This window comes from Tistrella arctica, assembly GCF_039630945.1.
Lineage (GTDB): Bacteria > Pseudomonadota > Alphaproteobacteria > Tistrellales > Tistrellaceae > Tistrella > Tistrella bauzanensis.
On sequence record NZ_JBBKTV010000004.1, the window covers coordinates 527,057 to 543,407 of the forward strand.

Genomic DNA, 16,351 nt, shown 5'->3' on the forward strand with positions numbered 1-16,351 from the left:
GGTTCAGCCTTTCTGTGGCGGGCGGACCCGCCAGATCGCGAAGGGAAGCCAGGCAGGGTCGAGCCGCAGATGATGCTGGCGGCCCGCCCAGGTGAAACGGTTGCCGGTGACCAGATCCTCGGCCGGCAGCACGGCATCGGGTTCCAGCCCCCACAGGTCGAAGGGCAGATCCATGGCGGCATCATGGGCGTTGTGCGGATCCAGGTTCACCGCCACCAGCACCACGTTGTCGCCCAGTGCCGTCGATTTGCTGAACAACAGCATCTGGTCGTGATGAATGCTGTGGAAGACCAGACCGCGATTGTCCTGAAGGGCGGGGTTCTGGTCGCGGATACGGTTCAGCATCGCGATTTCGGCGCGGATATTGCCGGGCCGGTTCCAGTCGCGCGGCTTGATTTCATATTTCTCGCTGTCGAGATATTCCTCGCGCCCGGGCAGGGCCGCGCCCTCGCACAGCTCGAAGCCGTTATACATGCCCCACAACCCCGACAGCATGCTGGCGAGGCAGGCCCGTTGCAGAAAGCCGGCGCGGCCGGCGGTCTGCAGGAAATAGGGATTGATGTCGGGCGTGTTGACGAAGACATGCGGCCCGAAGAAATCCACCACCGGTGGCGTGCTGAGTTCGGTGAAATACGCGGTGAGTTCAGACTTGGTGTGGCGCCAGGTGAAGTATGTATAAGACTGCGCGAAGCCGATCTTCGCCAGCCGGTACATCACCTTGGGCCGGGTGAAGGCTTCGGCCAGGAACACGGTGTCGGGGTGGTCGCGCTTGATGTCGGCGATCAGCCATTCCCAGAACGGGAAGGGCTTGGTGTGCGGGTTGTCGACCCGGAACAGCCGCACGCCTTCATTGACCCAGAAGGCCACGACATCGCGCAGCGCCTGCCACAGATCGGGCACCGCGCCGTCGGCATAGAAGTCGACATTGACGATGTCCTCATAGCGCTTGGGCGGGTTCTCGGCATAGCGCATCGAGCCGTCGGACCGCCAGGCGAACCAGTCGGGATGCGCGCGCAGCCAGGGGTGATCGGGCGAACACTGAATGGCGAAATCCAGCGCCACCTCCATATCCAGCGCGGCGGCGGCTCGCACCAGCGCGCGGAAATCATCGAGCGTGCCAAGCGCTGGATGGATGGCGTCGTGGCCACCCTCGTTCGAGCCGATGGCATAGGGGCTGCCCGGATCGTCGGGGCCGGCGATCAGGCTGTTGTTGCGGCCCTTGCGGTTGGTGCGCCCGATCGGATGGATCGGCGGCATGTACAGCACGTCGAAGCCCATGGCCCGGATATCGGGCAGGCGCCTGATGACGTCGGGGAACCGGCCATGCCGGTCGGGGCTGTCGGTTTCCGACCGGGGGAACAGCTCGTACCATGCCGAATAGCCGGCGCGTCGGCGTTCCACCTCGACCGGATAATCGGTGGGGGTGGCGCTGGCGAAGGGGCGCGGATCGACCAGCGCCATGGCGTCGCGGGTTTCCTGATCGAGCATGCGGGCGACCTGCGCCGTCTGATCGGCGGCGGTCTCCACGTCTTGGGCGATGTCGTTGATGCCATGGGCTTTCAGCAGCGCCAGTCCGTCATCGACATCCACCGCCCGCACGGCGCCCGCCGCCTGTTTCTTGGCCAGATCGGCGCGGTACGATCCCCAGGCGTCGCGCCAGGCCATGATCTCGAACCGCACGCGCCCCAACCGGTTCAGCGGCATCCGGCCACGCCAGCGATCGTTGATCACCGGCACCATCGGCGCTTCCTGCCAGGGCGTGTCGTCGTCGTCCCCCCTCTCCTCGCCGGTCCTCTCCTCGCCGGTCCTCTCCTCGCCGGTCCTCTCCTCATCGGGGCGCCAGCGCAGCACCGCCTTCAGCACGTCATGGCCGTCGGCGAAGATATCGGCCTCCACCGTCAGGCTGTCGCCCAGCCGGCGGCGCACCGGATAGCGGCCGCCATCGATCAGCGGCGTCACGCCCTCGATGGCGATGCGCGGGGCGGCGGCGGCCCTGGCCGGCGTGCCGGGGTCGCGGCCGCGCACCGGCGTCGACGGCGTGGCGGCCAGCGCCTGAACACCGCCCGGCGCCAGGGTCAGCGGCAGACCGGGGGTCAATCCTTCCAGCACCTGCACCCGGTCCTGCCGTGCCAGCAGGGCATGGGGGTCGATCGTCAGAGGTTTATGGGTGGATCGGTTGATCAGCAGCAGCCGGGCTGGGTCGCCGTCGATCAGCAGCGCGGTCAATCCGCCGCCATCGCCGGTCAGCACCTGAAGCGGCCGCCCGGGCGCCCGGGGCGCGGCGTCGGCGGCCGCAGCATCGACAGGATGGCGGTCGAAGCCGGCATTCGCCACCCGCACGGCGGCGGCCAGATCGAAGGCGGGGTGTGGCGGGCGGGGGCGGGGCACGGCGTCCGGGCGCAGCGGATCGGGGTCACCCCAGGCGAAACCGGCCTGCAGGATCAGCCCGTCGAACAGCCACGGCGCCAGTTTCAACGCGCGGGCGGCCGCGACCTGTGCCGCGGCAATACTGCCGGCGGTTTCGCCCAGACGCGGCCCGAACGGCACCTCCGGGCAGGTGAGCACGCTGCCGATCCGCGCCAGCCGGGCGATCTCCTGATACAGCCAGTCATCGGCCATATTCCACCAGGCATCCGAGGCGACCGCGGCGTCGAAGCCGCAACCCTCCAGCCCCGCCACCACATGGGCGGCAACACCATGGGTCCAGACGATGGCGCGCAGATCGCCCCGCGCCTGCCGGCCCCGATCGATCACCCGTCGCCAGTCCGCGCCGCCGAGGGCTGCGGGCGCCATGCAGCGCACCCCGGCGACACCGGCGGCGGCCAGACCGGCCAGTTGCCCGGCCATCCGGTCGACCTGCCGGCCGGCATCACCGCCCGACGGCCCGGCCGGGTTCCGGCCATGGTCACCGCCGGTCTGGCGCGGATCGGCGCCATCGACCGCAAAACCGGCCGCGGGATCGAGATCGACCAGAAGGCCCAGACCGTGCTCGGCCGTGATCGCGACGGAAGGCGCCACACGGGCCTCGACCAGCGGCCCTGCCAGCAGCAGATGGCTGAAGCCGAGGTCGCGGCCATGGGCGGCGGCGGCGGTCAGGGCCTGCGGGTCCAGCGCGGTCGCGGCGGGCAGCAGGCAGATGCGCGGCCGCCAGTGCCCGTCCGCCATCGCGGGCAGCGGGCCGGTCGTCCGGGTCTGCGGGGTCATGCGTCCTCCGACGGGCGGCGGGTGCGGCCACGTGGGGCGGGCGTGGGGGTGCGTGCGGGCGTGTCGGTGAGACCGGGGGCCTCCGCCCCGGATGCGGGCCTGGTTCTGGCCGGCTTCTTTTTTGCGACGGTCTTCTCCGGCCCGGTCTTCCCCGTGCTCTCATTGGCCTTGGCGAGCGCGCGACGGGCGCGGATGCCGGGGGCAGGACCACCCTCTTCGGGGCCACAGCCGTTCTCCGCGGCCACCACGCTGTCGCGGGCCGCCTCTTCGGCGGCAAGTTCGGCCTCGGCCGCCAGCCAATGGGCCTCGGCCCGGCCCTCCGGGCGGCCATCCGCCTCCCAGATCCGGTGGGCGATCTCGCGCAGGCGCCGGTGACGGGCGTCGTCATCTTCATAGCCTGTGCCCGGATGCGTCGGTGTCGGGCGCTTCTGATCCTGCATGCCGGCTGATCCTCGTCGTCGGGCGGGGGCGGCTGGCGGGGCCGCTTCATCTCGGAGCATCAACCCGCAGGCGGCGCGAATGGTTCCGTGAGCGATCCCCTGTCGCTGGCCCCTGTCGCCGGCCCCTGTCGCCGGCCCCTGTCGCCAGCTCTGGAACCCTTCGCACCGCGACGGGTTGTGCTGGTCCGGGGCGGCAGACGGCTCGCCCGCACCCCTGGGCCCGCCGGATCGCCGTCGGTGTCCGATACCCTGCCCGATGACAAGGAAGCTGATCATGGCCAAGTCCCGAGACCAGAACGCCGACAGCGGCAATCAGGCGAATATCCACACGCTTGAACAGGTGGCGTCCCTGGCGGCGGGCGTCTGGCTTGTCCGCCACGGCCTGCGGTCAGACCGGCTGGGCGCCCTGGGCGGCATCGCCTCGGTGGCGACCGGCGGCATGCTGATCGCGCGCGGGCTGCAGGGCCATTGCGCGCTGTATGAAAAGCTGGGCATCGACACCCGCGACACCAGCGAGATCAACGGCCACAGCACGTCGGAGGTCCACGCCTCGGTGACCATCGACCGGCCGGCATCGGAACTGTATGCCCGCTGGCGGGATGTCGAGAACCTGCCACGTATCCTGTCGCATGTGCACAGCGTGCAGGCGATCGACGACCGGCGCTCGCGCTGGGTGATCGACAGCCCCACCAGCGACAGCCTGTCCTTCGTGTCCGAGATCACCCAGGACATCCCCAACCGGCGGATCGCGTGGGAGACCACCGAGGATGCCGAGGTTCAGAACAGCGGCATGGTCGAATTCCTGCCCGACGACAGCGCCGACGGCGATGGCGGGCCGCGCACCGAAATGGTGGTGACGCTGCGCTATGAGGTGCCGGCGGGCCTGCTGGGGCGGCTGGGCCAGTGGCTGCTGCCGCGCCATCCCAAGCGCCAGCTCGTCGACGATCTGCGCCGCTTCCGCCGCCGGATGGAGGAGGAGGGCGCCGGCAGAAGCGGGTCGGCCGGAAACACCGCGCCCGGCACGTCTCCCACCGGCGCGCCCGGCACGTCTCCGACTGGCGCGCCCGGCACGACCGGCAGCGGCAGCGCGCGGGCCTCGGCGCCGTCATCGGCGCCGTTCACGCCCGGCCGGCAGTCCGGAACGGGCAGCAAGCCGGCGGGAGCTTGAGGAGATGAGCGGCGGGGAACAGCCGGCCGTCGGGGCTGGCAGCGGCACCGATGCCGCCACCGGTCCGGCCGGGCTGCTGCCCGAGCCGATGCCGGACTGGGCACTGTTTCTGGATGTCGACGGCTGCCTGATCGATATCGCGCCCACCCCCGATGCGGTGGTGGTGACACCGGGCCTGCCCGAGCTGCTTCAGCGGCTGCATGGCCGCTTCGGTGGCGCGGTGGCCCTGGTCAGCGGCCGGACACTGGGCGAGTTGGACCGGCTGTTTCATCCGGCCGTGCTGCCGGCGGCAGGCCAGCACGGGCTGGAGCGGCGCGACCATCCGCCGGTGCCGCTGGCGGTTGGCTTCACCGGGGCGGGTCAGGTGCTGGAGCGGTTCGTGGCCGACACGCCCGGCACCTTGATGGAGCGGAAGTCCTGCGGCTATGCCGTGCATTACCGCGCCCGGCCGGCGGCAGGGCCGGCGGTGGACCGGGTGGCGCGGGCGGTGGCGACCGTCACCGATCCGCCGCTGACCGTGGTGCCCGGCAAGATGGTGGTGGAGGTGCGGATGCCCGGCGCCGACAAGGGCACCGCGATCCGCGGCTTCATGCAGGATGCGCCGTTTCGCGGCCGGATTCCGGTGTTCATCGGCGATGACGTCACCGATGAGGACGGCTTCGCGATGGTCAATGCCTTCGGCGGCCATTCCATCCGCGTCGGGCCGCCACCGCCACCGGCAATCCCGGGGGCACCCGCCACGGCGGCGCGCTGGATGGTTCCCGATGCCGGGCTGTTTCGCGACTGGCTGCACGGGCTGGCCCCCTGACGGCCAGCCTTTGAGACAGCGAGATGAAAACCGGGTTGGCGATCTGGCTGCCCGGCACCGGCACCCGGCCCGAAATGGAACTTTCGGGCCGGTTCCGCGTTGTGGATCCAAGAGTGAAAAGTCAGGTCAGAAGGCACCCACAGGGCTTGGCACATGGCATCGGCGTTGGCCGGGACCGGAGATGCAGCCGTGAGCTTGGAGGACGGATCTTGAAACGTATTGTCGTGATCTCCAACCGCGTGGCACGGGCGGAACCGCAGTCGCGTGACGATGCCGGCGCCACCGGCGGGCTGGCGGTGGCGGTGCGCGAGGCCCTGTCGGAAACCGCCGGCCTGTGGTTCGGATGGAGCGGGGCGTTGAGCGAAACCCCCGCCGTGCAGCCGCCCGAGCCCCAGCCGGGCGGCTATCGGGTCGCGACCATGGACCTGACCCCGGCCGATCATCGCGGCTATTACAACGGCTATGCCAACGAGGCGCTGTGGCCGGTGCTGCACAGCGCGCCGCATCTGATGCATCATTCGGCGCAGCGGTTTTCCACCTATCAGTCGGTGAACATCCAGTTCGTCGAGCGGCTGATGCCGTTCCTGCATCCCGACGACATGATCTGGATCCATGACTATCACCTGATGCCGGCGGCCCAGGAACTGCGCCGGCGCGGCCTGCGCAACCCGATCGGCTTCTTCCTCCACACGCCGTTTCCGGCCGCCGAGACTTTCGCGGCCCTGCCCGAACACCGCCGCCTGATCGAGGGGTTGTGCCACGCCGATCTGATCGGTTTCCAGACCGGGACGGATCTGCGCGCCTTCCACGATTACATCCGCTATGAGGCGCAGGGCACCGTGTCGATGGATGGCCGGGTGGACGCATTCGGGCGCCAGTGCCGGGCCTCGGTCTTTCCGATCTCGATCGACCCCATGGCCTTTGCCAAGGCCGCCGAGGCGCATGCCGGGTCGGATTACTGCCGGCAGTTGCAGAACGGGCTGGCCGGACGGTCGCTGGTGCTGGGGGTGGACCGGCTGGATTATACCAAGGGGTTGCCGCATCGGATGCTGGCCTATGAATGCCTGCTGGAGCGCCACCCGGAGCTGCACCGCACGATGTCGTTCCTGCAGATCGCCTCTCAATCGCGCAGCAAGCTGCCGGAATATGTGGCGATCCGGCGCGAGCTGGAAGAGGTGAGCGGGCGGATCAACGGCCGGTTCTCGGAACCCGACTGGCTGCCGCTGCGCTATATCAATCGCGGCATTCCGCGTGAGACCCTGGCCGGCGTGCTGCGCATGGCGCGGATGGCGCTGGTGACGCCGCTGCATGACGGGATGAATCTGGTCGCCAAGGAATTTGTCGCGGCGCAGAACCCGGAGGATCCCGGCGTGTTGATGCTGTCGCGCTTCGCCGGCGCCGCCCAGGAGCTGGAAACCGCCCTGATCGTGAACCCGCTGGACCACGCCCAGACCGCCGACAAGCTGCATCAGGGCCTGACCATGAGCCTGAACGAACGGCGTGAACGCTGGCAGGCGATGATGGCGGTGATCAGCACCAATGATGTCGGGCGCTGGTGGCGCAGCTTCGTGCGGGCCCTGGCCGATGCCGCCAACCCGACCGTGCACCCGCCGGCGGGCCGGTTGAACCGCCGCGACTTTCCGCGACTGCCGGGCGAGGATGCCCCGGCAAAGGTGGAGTTGCGCCATGGTGACGGCAGTGCCGCCCCATCTTTCGGCACCATGGCGTTGCGCGCGATGGGAGATGCCTGATCGCCCGCGCGGCACGTTCATTGAAGAGAAAATATGTCAGGATAGGCGTGTTTCTTTACAGATCGACAATGATTGTCCCGCATCATCACCGGCGATAGATCAGATGTGAGGCAGGCGATGGCGATCATGGCAACCGATTTGAAGGACGAGGCGGCGCGACTGTCGGCGTTGCATCGTCTGGATATCCTCGACACGCCGGCGGACAAGACTCTGGATCGGATCACGGCGATGGCGGCGCGGCTGTTCAATGCGCCGGTCGCCATCATCAGCCTGGTCGATCGGGACCGGATCTGGTTCAAATCGCGTCACGGCCTCGATTTCAACCAGATGGATCGCGATATCGGGCTGTGCACCTCGGCGATCCTTCAGGATGGCCCCTGGGTTCTGAACGATGTCACGGGCGAACCGCTGCTGTGCGACAACCCGCTGGTCACCGGGCCGTTCGGGCTGCGGTTCTATGCCGGCCATCCGCTGGTCACGCGCTGTGGTTACAAGCTTGGCATGCTGTGCGTGATCGACCACGAGCCCCGGGCGGTGACGGCCGATCAGATGGCGACGCTGGCCGATCTGGCGGCCATCGTGATGGACCATATCGAATTGCGGCTGGCGGCGTGCAATGCCGAGCGCGACAGGGCGGCGGCACGGGAAGCGGCCGAACTGGCCGATCGGGCCCGGTCGGGGTTTCTGTCGATCATGAGCCACGAACTACGCACGCCGCTGAATGCGGTGATGGGGTTCAGCGAAATCATCCGCGACGGCCGGCTGGGCGCCGTGGCGCCATCGATCTATGGCAGCTATGCCGGCCATGTCCACGACAGCGCCGCCCATCTGCTGAGGCTGATCGACGATGTGCTGGATCTGGCGCGGATCGATGCCGGTGCCTGGAAGCTGGCGCCCGCCGCCGTCGACCTGACGGACCTGCTCGACACCGTGCTGGACGGAATGAATGACGAGGCATCACGCCGGGCGGTGCAGATCGTGCGGCAGCGCCTCGGCGCTGCCACAACCGGCACGCCGCCGGCGGTGGTGGTGCGGGTCGATCGGGATGCCACGACCCATGCCATGTTGACCCTGGTGTCGAGCGCGCTGCGCCACAGCCCCGCCGGCGGCCGGATCGAGGTCGCCGCCGACATCCTGCCGCGCATCGGCCTTGCCCGCGTGACCATCACCGATCACGGCCCCGGCCTGCCATGCGACATCATCCATCATCTGGACGATCCCTTCGCCGGTCGCGGCACCGACGTCTATGCCTGTGGCGATGGTGGCAGCCTGTCGACCAGTCTTGGCCTGGCCATCACCGCCCGGCTGATCGCCGCTCAGGGCGGCAGCCTGACCGCCTGCAACCCCGATACCGGCGGCGCCAGCCTGAGCATCACCCTGCCGCTTTGCGCCGAGGCCGCCACCGACGCCATGCATCAGGCGATGTGACCAGTGGGGCGCGCGGTCATTTCCCGACCATCAGCCCCGGCAGCCACAGCACCAGTTCGGGGAAGGCGGCGCAGATCAGCAGGCCCAGCATCTGCAAGCCCACGAACGGGATGATCGCCTTGTAGACCGTGCCCATGCCGATTTCAGGCGGCAGGGTGCCCTTCAGATAGAACAGGGTATAGCCGAAGGGCGGGGTGATATAGGCCATCTGCGCCGAGACCATGAACAGGATGCCGAACCATAGCGGGTTGAAATCCAGGAACTGGATCACCGGCAGGAACACCGGCACGCAGAGCAGGATGATGCCGATCTCGTCCAGGAACAGGCCCAGGAACAGCAGCACGCCCATCATGGCGAGCAGGATGACCCAGCGGTTGGCATCCAGGTCGCGGATGAAATCGAGCAGGAAATCCGCGCCGCCGGTGCCGGTGAAGATCGCCACGAACGCCTTGGCGCCCATGGTGATCCACAGGATCATCGCCGTCACCCTCAGCGTGTCCATGCCGGCGCCGGCCAGCATCGGCAGCCGCAGCCGGCCTTCGACGGCCGCCGAGAGCACGGCGCCCAGCACACCCACGGCCGCCGCCTCGGTCGGGGTGGCGATGCCGGCATAAATGCTGCCCAGCACGCCCAGAATGATCAGGAAGGGCAGGATCAGCGAGCGCAGGGCGCGGATGCGCACCGCCAGCGGCACGTCCAGCTCGCCCCGCGGCGCCAGTTTCGGGTTGATCAGGCCACGGATGACGATATAGCCGACATACAGGCTGGCCAGCAGCAGCCCCGGCACGATGCCGCCCACGAACATCTGCCCGATCGACACCTGCGCCGTCACCGCATAGACGATGGTGACCACCGATGGCGGGATCAGGATGCCCAGCGTGCCGCCGGCGCAGATGGTGCCCAGCGCCAGTTTCTGGTCATAGCCGCGCTTCAGCATCGATGGCAGCGCCAGAATGCCCATCGCGGCGACGGCGGCACCGACGATGCCGGTCATCGCGGCCATGATCGTGCAGATGATCACCGTGCCGATGGCGAGGCCGCCGGGAATGCGGGTGAACCACAGCTCCATCGCCCGGTACAGCGCCTCGATGATGCCCGACCGTTGCAGCACGCTGGCCATCAGCACATAGAGCGGAATCGACATCAGCGATTCCGAGCGCATGGTGTCGAAGATCTGCAGCACGGTGATGGTGAGGGCCGCCGGATCCCACAACAGCACGGTGAACAGGATCGACAGGCCACCCAGCACGAAGGCGAGCGGCAGGCCGGTGAGCATCAGCCCGACCAGGCCTGCGAACATCCACAGCAAAACGCTTTCCGAACCGAAGGCGCTCATGCGGCGTCTCCCGCAGCGGCGGCCGCATGGTCGTCGGCGCCGGTGACCGGGTCGATGCCGGCCACCAGCCGCGCCGCCGCGCGCAGGAATTCGGCCAGCGCCTGCAACAGCAACAGGGCCAGTGCCGCGGGGAGGAAGAACTTGGTCCACCAGATCTGCGGGTTCCACGACGAGAAGCTTGTCTCGCCCAGTTCCCAGGCATTGACCGCCAGCGGCCAGGACAGATCGGCCAGCACCCAGCAGAACCCCATGATCACGATGCGTCCGAAACAGTCGAAGGCCAGCCGCACCTTGCGCGGCATGGCGTTATAGACGATGTCGATGTTGACATGGCCGCCCTCGTGCAGAAGCCAGGGGCCGGCCAGCAGGAAATAGGGCCCGAAGATCAGGGTGGCGCTTTCCATCGCCCAGCTTGTCGGCGCCGCGAAGAAATAGCGCGACACCACTTCGAACAGGATGATCGGGACCACGACGAACATCACCACCGCCACCACCTGGGCAAGGCCGCGATTGAAGGCGGTGACGGCCCGGTAATAGGCACGCACCACCGCGAGCAGGCCGGACATGCATGCCTCCGCGCCGGTTCTTGAAACGGGAACGGGACGGCACCATCCCGAGGACCGGGAAGGCTGCCGCCCCGAAGACAACGGGCCAGGATCAGCCGAGCAGGCCCAACTGGGTCATGAACGCCACCTGGCTGTCGAGGATGCGGGTGGCCAGCGGGTCGTTCTTGGTGGCCACGCGCCACTGTTCCTCGGCCTTGGGCCGGCTGGCGCGGATATCGGCCGGGTCCAGTTCGACGATCTCGACCCCGGCCTCGCGATACTTGGCCAGCGCCGCCACGTCCTGCACGACATTGTGCTGACGCAATGCGGCCGAAACCTCACGCGCCGCCGTGGCCAGCGCCGCCTTGTAAGGCGCGGGCAGGGCATCATAGGCGGCCTTGTTCGCGACATAGCTGGTGGCGGTGGTCGGCTGGTGCACGCCGGGCAGGATCAGGAACTTGGCGACCTCGGCCAGACCGGCCTGAAGATTGGCGGTCAGATCACCGCGATCGGCGATGTCGATCACGCCCTTCTCCAGCGCCGAATAGACTTCGGCCGTCGGCAGCGGCGTCACCGACACGCCCATGGCGCCCATCACGCTGCTGGCGAGGCCGACGAACCGGCCCTTCTTGCCGGCGAATTCGGCAACCGAGGTGATCTTGACCTTGGAATGGATCGGCTCCTGGCCATAGACGGTGGGCGCGATATACATCAGCCCGGCCTTGCCATAGGCCTCGCGCGCCATGTCGAGACCGCCCAGTTCATAGAACCACGCCTCGTACTGGTCGCTTTCCGGGAAGCCGAAGGGGATGGTGGAGGTGAAGGCGAAGGCCGGGATCTTGCCCGCCTCATAGCCATCGAAGGTCTTCATCATCTGGAAGGCGCCGGCGCGGACCGCGTCGAAGGCCTGATTGGCGGGCACAAGCTGGCCGGCGGTGAAGGTCTGGATCTGGAAGCCGCCATCGGTGAGTTCCTTCACCCGGTCGGCGAAGACCTGTTCGAACTTCATCGGCGTGGTGTTGGCATCCCACAGCGCCTGCATGCGCCAGGTCACCGGATCGGCGGCCCGTGCCACATGGGGGGCCGCGAAGGTGGCGGCACCGGCGGCGACCGCGGCACCGGCGACGGCGACGCCGCCCGCGCGCTTCAGCAGGCCGCGGCGATCAGGATTGGCAAGGGCGTCGCCGGCGGCGGTGCCGGTCGTGACGATGGTCTTGGTCGGCGTCATCTGTCCGTCTCCCTAGGATCTGGCGTGTTCTTGGTTTAGCCGGCTGCACGAAGATGTGTCAGCAGGATTGATGTGGCGGCCCGAAGGCCGCCCGCCCGGTCAGCCGCGCTTGCGCAGCGCGTCGAGCAGCTCGCGCGCCCGGTCGACGCGCACGTCATGGGCGGCGGCCAGGGTTTTTGCGACCGCTTCGATCTCGTCGCCGGTGGCGCCGGCCACGATCGCGATGTTGCGGGCATGCAGGGCCATATGGCCGCGCTGGATGCCTTCGGTGGCCAGCGCCCGCAGGGCGGCCATGTTCTGGGCCAGACCGACCGCGACCGTGATCTCGGCCAGCTCCTGCGCGGTTTCGACACCCAGGATCTTCAGCGCCGCCTGCGCCATCGGATGGGTCTTGGTGGCGCCGCCGACCAGACCCAGCGCCATGGGCATTTCCAGCGTGCCGACCAGATGGCCGGCGCCGTTCATCTCCCAGGTGGTGAGCGAGGTATAGCGGCCGCTGCGCGCGGCATAGGCATGGGCGCCGGCCTCGATCGCCCGCCAGTCATTGCCGGTGGCGACCACCACCGGGTCGATGCCGTTCATGATGCCCTTGTTGTGGGTCGCCGCCCGATAGGGGTCGATCACCGCCAGTTCATGGGCTTCCAGAATCCCGGCGATCATGTCGGCGCCCGCGACCTCACGCGTGGTCAGCACCTCGGGCGCCACCGTCACCTGCGCGCGGCTGAGCCTGAGATCGGCCAGGTTCGACAGGATGCGCAGCCGCACCCGGCCGCCCGATGCCTCTTCCACCAGCGGGGCCACGGCCTCGGCCATGGTGTTGACGGTGTTGGCGCCCATGGCGTCGCGCACATCGACCAGCAGATGCATCACCACCATCGGCCCGGCGGCGCTGGTGGAGAACACATGCACCTCGATATCGCGGCAGCCGCCGCCCAGGCTGACCAGCTTGGCATCGCGGGCATTGGCGGCGGCGACGATCCGGTCCCGCGCGGCCAGAATCCGCAATCTGGCGCCGAACGGATCGGTGATGCCCAGAACCTGCACCTGCGCGCGCATGATCGGCGCGGTGCTCGACGTCTGGAAGCCCACGCCGTCGAAACCGTCGCCGTTGGCCCGGGCCAGACGCGCCATGTATGAGGCGGCGGCCACCACCGAGGGTTCTTCCACCACCATCGGGATCAGATAATCGCGGCCATTGATCCGGAAATTGGTGGCGATGCCCATCGGCAGTTGGAAGGTGCCGATCACGTTTTCGATCATGCCGTTGGCACGGTCGACGGCCAGCGCCGCGGGATCGGCCAGCAGCGCCCGGTCGGCCGCATCCAGGCCGACGGCATCGGCCATCAGCGCCAGCCGCGCGGCCGGCGCCAGATTGCGGTAATTCTCCAGACGCGAATTGATCGCGGGGCGGGATGCCCGCTGCTCGACCTGCATGTTCCCTCCATCGGTTTCTTCGGCCAGTCTGATGTCGGCTGCGGACCGGCCCAGCGGGGCACGGCGCTTGGCCTTGGACTGTGGCGGGTAATTGTCCTAGGATTGGCGGGACGAACAAGGGACGGTTGAACGTTTTATCGGCGCGACTGTCCCAGTGAAATCATCGGGACAATTCTCCGACCACGGTTATCAGGACACCGTCAGCCATGCCCGCAGGACTGCCGCGCCAGCCCACCCGCATCGATCATCTGGTCGATCTTCTGTCGGGGCAGATCACCTCCGGCAGCCTGAAGACCGGCGACCGGCTGGCCTCGGTGCGCCGTGCGGCCGAAGATCATGGCGTGTCGAAAAACACCATGGCCGAGGCTTACGACCGGCTGGTGGCGCAGGGGCTGCTGGAAGCGCGGCCCGGATCGGGCTTCTATGTCACCGGGGTGGCGCGGCGGCCGGCGAAGCTGGCCAATCCGGATGTCGAGGCGGCGGTGGATGTGGTGTCGCTGCTGCGTGAACAGCTCGATCAGCATTACGAGGTCCGCCCCGGCGACGGCCGACCACCGCAGGCCTGGATGGAAGGCTCGGAAATCGGCAAGTTCTTCGGCAGCTTCAAATGGCCGAAGGGCGAGGCGATCGAGCATGGCTATGGCAGTTCATGGGGCTTTCTGCCGCTGCGGGAACGGATCGCCATGATGCTGTCGGACCGCGCGGTCAAGGCCGGTGCCGATCAGGTGCTGCTGACCTATGGCGCCAACCACGCGCTGGACCTGATCATCCGCCATTACCTGGAACCGGGCGATGTGGTGTTCGTCGACGACCCCGGCTATTACCCGCTGTTCGGCAAGCTGAAGCTGGCCAAGGTGCGGATGGTCGGCATCCGCCGCACGCCCGACGGCCCGGATCTGGACGATATGGCGACCCATCTGGCGCAGGTGCGGCCGAAGATCTTCTTCACCCAGTCGCAGGGCCACAACCCGACCGGCAGTTCCTTGAGCATGGGCACCGCTTACGGCCTGCTGCAACTGGCCGAACGCCATGATTTCCATGTGGTCGAGGATGACGCCTTCGCCGACATCCTGCCGGCCAGCGCGCCGCGGCTGGCGGCGCTGGACCAGTTGAATCGGGTTCTGTATGTCGGCACCTTCTCGAAGACCTTCTCGGCCAGCCTGCGTTCGGGCTTCGTGGCGGCGGCGCCGTCGATCACGGCGGCATTGCAGGACATCAAGATGCTGACGATCGTCGCCACGTCGGATTACGTGGAACGCTTCATCTATAACTTCATCTCCAGCGGCCATTACGTGCGCCATCTGCGCCGGCTGCGCGGCCGCGTGGCCGAGGCATCCAGCCATGCCGCCGGCGCGCTGACCGATATGGGCCTGAAAGTGGCCACGCCCTCGCATCCGGGCTTCTATCTGTGGGTGGAACTGCCGCCCGGCACCGACGAGCTGGCGCTCTGCCGCCGCGCTGCCGCCGACAGCATCTTCCTGGCCCCCGGCCAGGTCTTCGCCCCCGACCGCAGCCCGCGCCCGCCGGCCATCCGGGTGAACGTGGCCCATGCCGGCGAGCCGCGGTTTCTGGACTTCATGCGCGGTGTGGCCGGGGGGTGACACTGGCGTTTCGCGCTCAAGCACGATATGATAAAATCATATTGGAATGGAGGCACGCATGGCTGCGAAAGCAATCACGGTAACACTCGGCGAGATGGCATCGCACGCTGAACGCCATCTGGCGTCCGGTCGCTACGCCTCGATGAGCGAGGTGATGCGCGCCGGATTGCGCGCGTTGGATCGCGAAGAAGCGGTGCTGGACGAACTGGTCCGCGTCCGCGTTGCGGAGGCCCTGGCTGATCCTCGTCCGCCCATGCCGCTCGACAAGGCGTTCGCAAAGGTCCGGGCCTCGATCGCCAAGGCATGACCTGTGACGTTCAGCTTTCGGCCCTGGCGATTGAAGACCTGATTGCGCTTCACCAATGGGTCAGCGCACAAGCCGATAGTCCCACGGCAGATGGCTATCTGACCAGAATTGAACAGCGCATTGCGGCGCTGGCCGACTTGCCCCATCGCGGAACGCCCCGTGATGACCTGATCGCCGGCCTGCGGACGCTGATATTCGAGCGCCGCCTGCTGATCGCGTATACCGTGGACGGGAGGATCGTCACCGTTCAGCGCGTCATCAACGCCCTGCGCGACCTTGGGCCGGCATTGCACGACTCCTGACATTTTGTAGCGCCTCCGCGTAGGAGGATGACAACGCAGAACACATCGAACGGCAAATCCGGCTTGGTCGTGAAGCAGTGGGCCACCATCTGCTTCAGCCCCATCTGCTTCAGCCATTTACGGACGTGACTGAGCTTTGATTCGGTGTCGGATGGATCAAATTCTAAGGGCTATGCCATTATTGTCTCCATCATGGTGTGAATGACGATGGCCCAACTCAGCCGGGTGTTGGAAACTTAGCCTCTCGCCCAGGCGCTGCCGCTTTTGGGCAAAGCCTTGGACATGCGCGACAACCATCCGGCCAGAGCGATGCCATGGCCAACTGAGAGTTTCGAGGTTTCCACGCCTCGTCTACCGTCTCGGGAAGATTGCTCGTGCATGCCAAAGCAGGTTGATGGGAGCAACGGCAGATGTCCGGGATGGCGGTTGTTGGACAGACGAAGGTGGCCGGTAGCGGAATGGCGGCTTTGAAGTGGCCGCCACGCAATAGCTGACCGAGACGACCTTATCGACCGACCGCCCTCGGCGCTCACCAGTCTCGAGATTAGATTCCAACCTCCGTAAGGCTGAAGTTGGGGAGCGCTGGGGAATTCAATTATGGGCGGTCGGTCAGGAGGGTGCTAGGTTTGCCAGTCACCCGATACGAGGAACCACGATGCAGGTTGATGATCTGGAATACTGTGATGTGACGGTATTTACCTGACAGTTGTCGCCACACCCGATCCCGGCATGCCGGGATCGGGTGTGGCCATGCCGCCCTCGGAAGTGGGTTAGGATGAAGTCGCCAAACTTTGTCCAA

Annotated in this window: 13 protein-coding genes; 7 read left to right on the forward strand and 6 right to left on the reverse strand. The window is 67.4% G+C overall.

The genetic code is table 11. The features are described 5' to 3' along the window. Positions 1-3 precede the first annotated feature (3 nt). Together WG924_RS11825 and WG924_RS11830 are read right to left on the reverse strand one after the other, a co-directional pair. Complete coding sequence (locus WG924_RS11825; protein ID WP_345933226.1) at positions 4-3,204, reverse strand: maltotransferase domain-containing protein; 3,201 nt, start codon at positions 3,202-3,204, stop codon at positions 4-6. Further along, positions 3,201-3,644 carry a DUF2934 domain-containing protein gene (locus WG924_RS11830; RefSeq protein WP_345933227.1) on the reverse strand — a complete coding sequence of 148 codons (444 nt, stop codon included), beginning with the start codon at positions 3,642-3,644 and terminating at the stop codon, positions 3,201-3,203. The genes WG924_RS11825 and WG924_RS11830 overlap by 4 nt, the downstream gene beginning before the upstream one ends. A 274-nt stretch (positions 3,645-3,918) precedes the next feature. Between WG924_RS11830 and WG924_RS11835 the strand changes: the two genes are divergently transcribed. The 4 genes from WG924_RS11835 to WG924_RS11850 all read left to right on the forward strand — a co-directional run bounded on the left by WG924_RS11835 (position 3,919) and on the right by WG924_RS11850 (position 8,799). Further along, a complete protein-coding gene (locus WG924_RS11835) occupies positions 3,919-4,812 on the forward strand; it encodes an SRPBCC family protein (RefSeq protein ID WP_345933228.1) in 894 nt (297 codons plus the stop codon). A 4-nt stretch (positions 4,813-4,816) separates the two neighbouring features. Next, the gene (gene otsB, locus WG924_RS11840) at positions 4,817-5,620 is read left to right on the forward strand and encodes a trehalose-phosphatase (protein WP_345933229.1); all 804 of its coding nucleotides are present in this window, start codon (positions 4,817-4,819) and stop codon (positions 5,618-5,620) included. Between the two features lie 209 nt (positions 5,621-5,829). Next, positions 5,830-7,371: an alpha,alpha-trehalose-phosphate synthase (UDP-forming) gene (locus WG924_RS11845; RefSeq protein ID WP_345933230.1), complete on the forward strand. Its 1,542-nt coding sequence runs from the start codon at positions 5,830-5,832 to the stop codon at positions 7,369-7,371. Between the two features lie 126 nt (positions 7,372-7,497). After that, positions 7,498-8,799, forward strand: coding sequence for a GAF domain-containing sensor histidine kinase (locus WG924_RS11850; protein WP_345933231.1), 1,302 nt, complete (start codon positions 7,498-7,500; stop codon positions 8,797-8,799). Positions 8,800-8,815: 16 nt separating this feature from the next. On the opposite strand, the gene WG924_RS11855 is transcribed toward WG924_RS11850, so the two are convergent. The 4 genes from WG924_RS11855 to WG924_RS11870 all read right to left on the reverse strand — a co-directional run bounded on the left by WG924_RS11855 (position 8,816) and on the right by WG924_RS11870 (position 13,342). After that, a complete protein-coding gene (locus WG924_RS11855) occupies positions 8,816-10,135 on the reverse strand; it encodes a TRAP transporter large permease (protein WP_345933232.1) in 1,320 nt (439 codons plus the stop codon). Beyond that, the gene (locus WG924_RS11860) at positions 10,132-10,701 is read right to left on the reverse strand and encodes a TRAP transporter small permease subunit (RefSeq protein ID WP_345933233.1); all 570 of its coding nucleotides are present in this window, start codon (positions 10,699-10,701) and stop codon (positions 10,132-10,134) included. The genes WG924_RS11855 and WG924_RS11860 overlap by 4 nt, the downstream gene beginning before the upstream one ends. Before the next feature lie 91 nt (positions 10,702-10,792). Then, positions 10,793-11,908 carry a TRAP transporter substrate-binding protein DctP gene (dctP, locus tag WG924_RS11865; RefSeq protein ID WP_372044691.1) on the reverse strand — a complete coding sequence of 372 codons (1,116 nt, stop codon included), beginning with the start codon at positions 11,906-11,908 and terminating at the stop codon, positions 10,793-10,795. A gap of 99 nt (positions 11,909-12,007) precedes the next feature. Then, positions 12,008-13,342 carry a hydroxymethylglutaryl-CoA reductase, degradative gene (locus WG924_RS11870; RefSeq protein WP_345933234.1) on the reverse strand — a complete coding sequence of 445 codons (1,335 nt, stop codon included), beginning with the start codon at positions 13,340-13,342 and terminating at the stop codon, positions 12,008-12,010. A gap of 206 nt (positions 13,343-13,548) precedes the next feature. Between WG924_RS11870 and WG924_RS11875 the strand changes: the two genes are divergently transcribed. The 3 genes from WG924_RS11875 to WG924_RS11885 are packed head-to-tail and all read left to right on the forward strand — an operon-like array spanning position 13,549 to position 15,552. Further along, a complete protein-coding gene (locus tag WG924_RS11875; protein WP_345933235.1) occupies positions 13,549-14,943 on the forward strand; it encodes an aminotransferase-like domain-containing protein in 1,395 nt (464 codons plus the stop codon). 58 nt (positions 14,944-15,001) lie between these two features. After that, the gene (locus WG924_RS11880; protein WP_345933236.1) at positions 15,002-15,250 is read left to right on the forward strand and encodes a ribbon-helix-helix domain-containing protein; all 249 of its coding nucleotides are present in this window, start codon (positions 15,002-15,004) and stop codon (positions 15,248-15,250) included. Next, positions 15,247-15,552: a type II toxin-antitoxin system RelE/ParE family toxin gene (locus WG924_RS11885; RefSeq protein ID WP_345933237.1), complete on the forward strand. Its 306-nt coding sequence runs from the start codon at positions 15,247-15,249 to the stop codon at positions 15,550-15,552. The genes WG924_RS11880 and WG924_RS11885 overlap by 4 nt, the downstream gene beginning before the upstream one ends. The last annotated feature ends 799 nt before the right edge of the window (positions 15,553-16,351 follow it).